The 4,127-nt window shown below is 66.2% G+C and carries 5 protein-coding genes; 2 read left to right on the top strand and 3 right to left on the bottom strand.

What is annotated here, in order from left to right; translation table 11 throughout:
• The first annotated feature begins 999 nt into the window (after nt 1–999).
• Complete coding sequence (locus WBV89_RS07235) at nt 1,000–1,479, top strand: adenylate/guanylate cyclase domain-containing protein (RefSeq protein WP_423980660.1); 480 nt, start codon at nt 1,000–1,002, stop codon at nt 1,477–1,479.
• Between the two features lie 458 nt (nt 1,480–1,937).
• Here WBV89_RS07235 and WBV89_RS07230 read toward each other — a convergent pair whose 3' ends face one another.
• From WBV89_RS07230 to WBV89_RS07220, 3 genes are read right to left on the bottom strand one after another with little or no spacing between them, the layout of a single operon-like run.
• Nucleotides 1,938–2,750: a class I SAM-dependent methyltransferase gene (locus tag WBV89_RS07230; RefSeq protein WP_423980659.1), complete on the bottom strand. Its 813-nt coding sequence runs from the start codon at nt 2,748–2,750 to the stop codon at nt 1,938–1,940.
• Nucleotides 2,751–2,788: 38 nt separating this feature from the next.
• Complete coding sequence (locus tag WBV89_RS07225) at nt 2,789–3,376, bottom strand: TIGR03086 family metal-binding protein (RefSeq protein ID WP_423980658.1); 588 nt, start codon at nt 3,374–3,376, stop codon at nt 2,789–2,791.
• A complete protein-coding gene (locus WBV89_RS07220) occupies nt 3,373–3,561 on the bottom strand; it encodes a hypothetical protein (RefSeq protein WP_423980657.1) in 189 nt (62 codons plus the stop codon). Before WBV89_RS07220 ends, WBV89_RS07225 begins: the two co-directional genes overlap by 4 nt.
• 18 nt (nt 3,562–3,579) lie before the next feature.
• Here WBV89_RS07220 and WBV89_RS07215 point away from each other — a divergent pair.
• A partial coding sequence (locus tag WBV89_RS07215) for a winged helix-turn-helix transcriptional regulator (protein WP_423980656.1) occupies nt 3,580–4,127 on the top strand: 548 nt, incomplete at its 3' end.

Genomic DNA, 4,127 nt, shown 5'->3' with positions numbered 1-4,127 from the left:
GACCGCTACGAAACCACCGTCGACTCCGCGAGCTGAGAGCCCGGCAGCACACCCGCCACGACACGTTTCCCGGCGAGTTCGTCGGAAGCTGTCACGGTGCCGCTCCGATGGGGCACCGCAGTACGGCCGTTGTCGGGCGGTTCTTCAGGGTGTCAGTATTGGCGGGTGGGAGGCGGCGCCGGTGTCTCGTGAGGTTCGGTTCGCACCGATGGCCGACGAGCGCGAGATCGCCTATCAGGTGACGTCCGAGGGCGACGGCCCCGTGATCGTCCACGACGTCGTCGGTCCGTGGCCGCTCGATCTGCTCGACGAGGAGCCGATGTACGGCCGATTTCTCCGGACGCTGGCTCGGTATGGACGGCTTGTGCTGTATGACCGGCCGGGTCTCGGTTCGTCGGATCCTCTCGATCCTGAACGCGATTGGCTCGATCAGATGTGCGAGGCGAGCGTCGCAGTCTTGGATGCAGTGGGGACCGGTGCGGGATGGATCGTCGGCAGCTCACTCGCTCAGACCGCGACGATGATGCGCGCACACCCGACCCGGGTCCTCGGTGCGGTGCTGATCAACCCGCTGTCGCCAGAGACGTTCCGGCGGGTGGTCGACTCCAGTATCGATCGGGACCGGAGTCCGGTCTTCGACCCGTTCTCCAGTCGGGCCGGCGACCCGGCGTTCGCCGAATGGCTCGAACGTGCCAACCGCCTCGGGTCCTCCGCCACCGACCGAGCCGTGTTCATGCGTTTGCAGCGGATCGCACTCGACCGCTTCTTCACCGACCCGCAACCAGTCGCCGACGGTCCACCGACCTTGCTGATCCGGCGGCGCAGCGCGATGAGCCTCGACGAGCTGGACCGATGGACCACCATCTTTCCCCGCGCCGAATGCGTCACGATCGAGGGCAACGACAGCGGAGTGATGGGCCTCGACGCCGGACTCGTCGCCGAGCTTGCGGCCGGATTCATCACCGGCGCACCATCGAAGCGTTCACTCAGCGGCGACTGGTGGCGGTGTTGTTCACCGACCTGGTCGAGTCCACTCCGACCGCCGCCACCGTCGGCGATGCGGTGTGGAGGTCCACATTGGACCGGTACGAAGCCGCCATGCATGCGACGGTTCAACGCCATCACGGCACCGTCGTCAAACGCACCGGTGACGGAGCATTGGCCACCTTCCCATCAGGCTCCGAAGCCATCGCTGCTGCGGTCGAGCTTCGCAACACGACCCGCGACCTCGGTCTCGAGGGCCGCACGGGCATTCACGTCGGGGAGATCGAGCAGCGCGACGACGACATCGGCGGCATCGCCGTCCACATCGCAGCCCGCGTCATGGGTGTGGCTCGACCCGGTGAGGTCATCGTCACCTCGACCGTTGCCGAGTCCTCGACCGGCGGCGCTTTCAGGTTCGCTGACCGCGGCGTGCATTCGCTCAAGGGGCTGGAGCAACCCAGAAACCTCCTGGCAGTCGACGTCGACGGCGACTGACGCCGCGGGCACACGCGCTCGATACCCGGCGGAATCCGGCGGAATCCGGCGGAATCCGTCTCGTGGCAAGCTGGTCGGGGGTATTGCGCTTCCCGATCCACGCGGCCGAGGACCCCATCCGGTCGGGGAGACACAGATCGCTCCCGCGGCCGACACGACCACACCGCTCAGTCTCGGCACGTGGGTGAGCGATCGCCTGCTCGAAGAATGTGCGGTCGAGTAGCGAGAGCGGTGCCGCTCCGCAATGAACCTCGGAGGTCGGAGGTCGGAGCCGCTGTGGCGGACGAAGCGGCCGAGGTGGTGTGATCTCCGCGGCTGGATTCTGAGGGGCTGGCATGCTCCTGTCGTGTCGCGATTGTCGAGCTGTGAGGTTCACGTGTCGGTGACAGCTGTCCGTGTGGCGTCGTTCGGGCGTGGTCTCGTTTGGAGGACTTCACAGGCGTGCTCGGGCGCGCGACTCAGATGGCGTCGGCGATGCATCGGATCAACCGAAGTCGATTCTCTTCCACGTTTCGCTTCAGGTTCGCTCCTTTGGTGGGTAGGTCTCGGATCAGCAGGTGAAGGCCGAGATGTCGATTGGGAGGGGGTCCGTCGGCGAGTGACGCGTAGAAGGCGACGGCTTCGGCGGTGAGGTCCTCCCAGAGGCGGATCTCGAACCCTGTATCAGCGAGCAGATCTCGGGTCTCCTCGACGGTGGCCAACGCGCTCGATGTCGGGTCTTGGGCCCACGGGACGGGGAAGTGGATCGGCTGTTCGGGTCCGCTGAGGAGGTCGAAGAACGCAAGTCGGCCGCCCGTGCGCAGGACTCGACGCATCTCGGTGTACAAGCCGCCCTTGTCGGCGATGTTCATCGAGGCGTGCTGTGTCCAGGCGACGTCGAAGGAGCCATCCGGAAACGGCAGCGCCAGCGCGTTGCCCTGGTGGATCTCGACTCGGTCGGTGAGGCCGACGCGACGCGTGAGGTCGGCGGCGACGTCACAGAGTTCCTGGGTGATGTCGACGCCAACGACGTGGCAGTAATGGGTACGGGCCAGATACCGCGCCGGGCCGCCCAGTCCGCTACCAACATCGATCACCCGATCGTCGGCGGTGATCGATGCGGCCTCGGCGAGCGCGACGGTGGCAGAGCGGCCGAAGGTGTGAAACTCCTCGGCCGGCGCCAACGCTTCAGGATCGAGGGCGTCGGGATCGTATCCGTCGGCGAGGATCGCGTCGAGCACAGACTGCTGGAGGCCACCTCGGGTGTAGTTGGCTTCGACGTTCCCGGTCATGCGGCCTCCCGTTTCCACTCGTGTGTTGTTCTACGATCTCACGTCGTTCGGCCCGAGAACGCAACGAGCCGCTCGACCGGTGTCGCGTCAGCAGCTGGTTGTTGCACGGCGGCGAAGGCATCGCCGTCGCGCATGTCGTCGGTAATCGCTTGTCGGGCGAAGTCGTCGACCTCGGCAACGAGGTCGTCGTCGAGGTCCCACGGCTGTCCGGTCGAGGTGGCGAGGTCCCAGCCGTGGACGAGACCGTCGAACGCGACGAGGCGGGCGAACACCGATCCGGGCATCTCCCCTCCGGGTGTCTGGATCGTTCGGTCGAGGGCGCCGGGTGACTGCACTGCGTCGAGCAGGTCGGCCATCGCACGGTCGAATCGGGTCAGGTCGGTGCTGTCGTTCGGTGGGAGGTCGCCACTCGGCGATTCCTCACCTCGGAACATCGGAGCGAAACCGGATGCCAGCTCAGTCATGTGTCGGAGCACGCCGGCGACGGTGAATTCCTTGCACGGGCTCGGTCCGTCGAGCTGGCTCGGATCGATCCGGGCACCGACCTCGCGGAGCTTGGGGATGATGATCGCGAGTTGCTCATTGCCGTGCATGGCGTTGCCTCCGGTCATGTTGGTGACGCTCATCCGGCGATCTTGGCGAGCATGTGATCCATGACGGCGGAGTGCTCGGCCTGCGGGCTGAACAGGATCACCTCGGCGTCGTCGATGACGCGCACGCTATGACCGGCCGGCCAGTGGAACAGGTCCTGGCTGCTGCACGCCTCCTCGGTGCCGTCGGTGTAGGCAACGACCACCTGTCCGGAGATCATGAATCCCCAGTGCGGTGCGTGGCAGGCGTCGTCGGTCAGCCCAGCCAGAAGCGGTGCGATGTCGGTGCCCGCACCGAGCGAGAAGTACTCGGCGAGCTACTCGGGGACCGGTGGACGATCCACATCGTCCGCGATCTGCTCACCGGCACGAACCGGTTCAACGAACTGATCCGCGGCAACCCCGGCTTGTCACGGGCACTCCTCACCCGGCGTCTCCACCAACTCATGACGGCCGGCGTGGTCGAGCATCACGACGATGGTTCGTACCAGCTGACCGAGTCCGGTCGGGACCTCGAGCCCGTCGTGTTCGGCCTCGCGACCTGGGGCGCCCGCTGGACATTCGGTGAACCCACCTCGACCGAACTCGACCCGGATCTGCTGCTGTGGTGGCTCCACCGTCAACTCGACACCACCGACCTGCCGCGCCCACGCTTCACCGTGTACGTGCCCTTCACGGACCACCCCAATCGCTACTGGATCGTCGTCGAGGACGAAGCCTCGATCTGCCTGGCCGATCCGGGCTTCGATGTCGACGTCACCCTGCGCACCGATCGCGCTGCTCTCTA

This window comes from Ilumatobacter sp. (genome assembly GCF_049588435.1).
Lineage (GTDB): Bacteria > Actinomycetota > Acidimicrobiia > Acidimicrobiales > Ilumatobacteraceae > Ilumatobacter_A.
This window is presented reverse-complemented; position numbering and strand designations above follow the sequence as displayed.

What these genes read in the sequence shown, in the direction of transcription:
- WBV89_RS07230 (WP_423980659.1), bottom strand. Translation starts at nt 2,750, where the DNA reads ATGACCGGGAACGTCGAAGCCAACTACACCCGAGGTGGCCTCCAGCAG.
- WBV89_RS07225 (WP_423980658.1), bottom strand. Translation starts at nt 3,376, where the DNA reads ATGAGCGTCACCAACATGACCGGAGGCAACGCCATGCACGGCAATGAG.
- WBV89_RS07220 (WP_423980657.1), bottom strand. Translation starts at nt 3,561, where the DNA reads ATGATCTCCGGACAGGTGGTCGTTGCCTACACCGACGGCACCGAGGAG.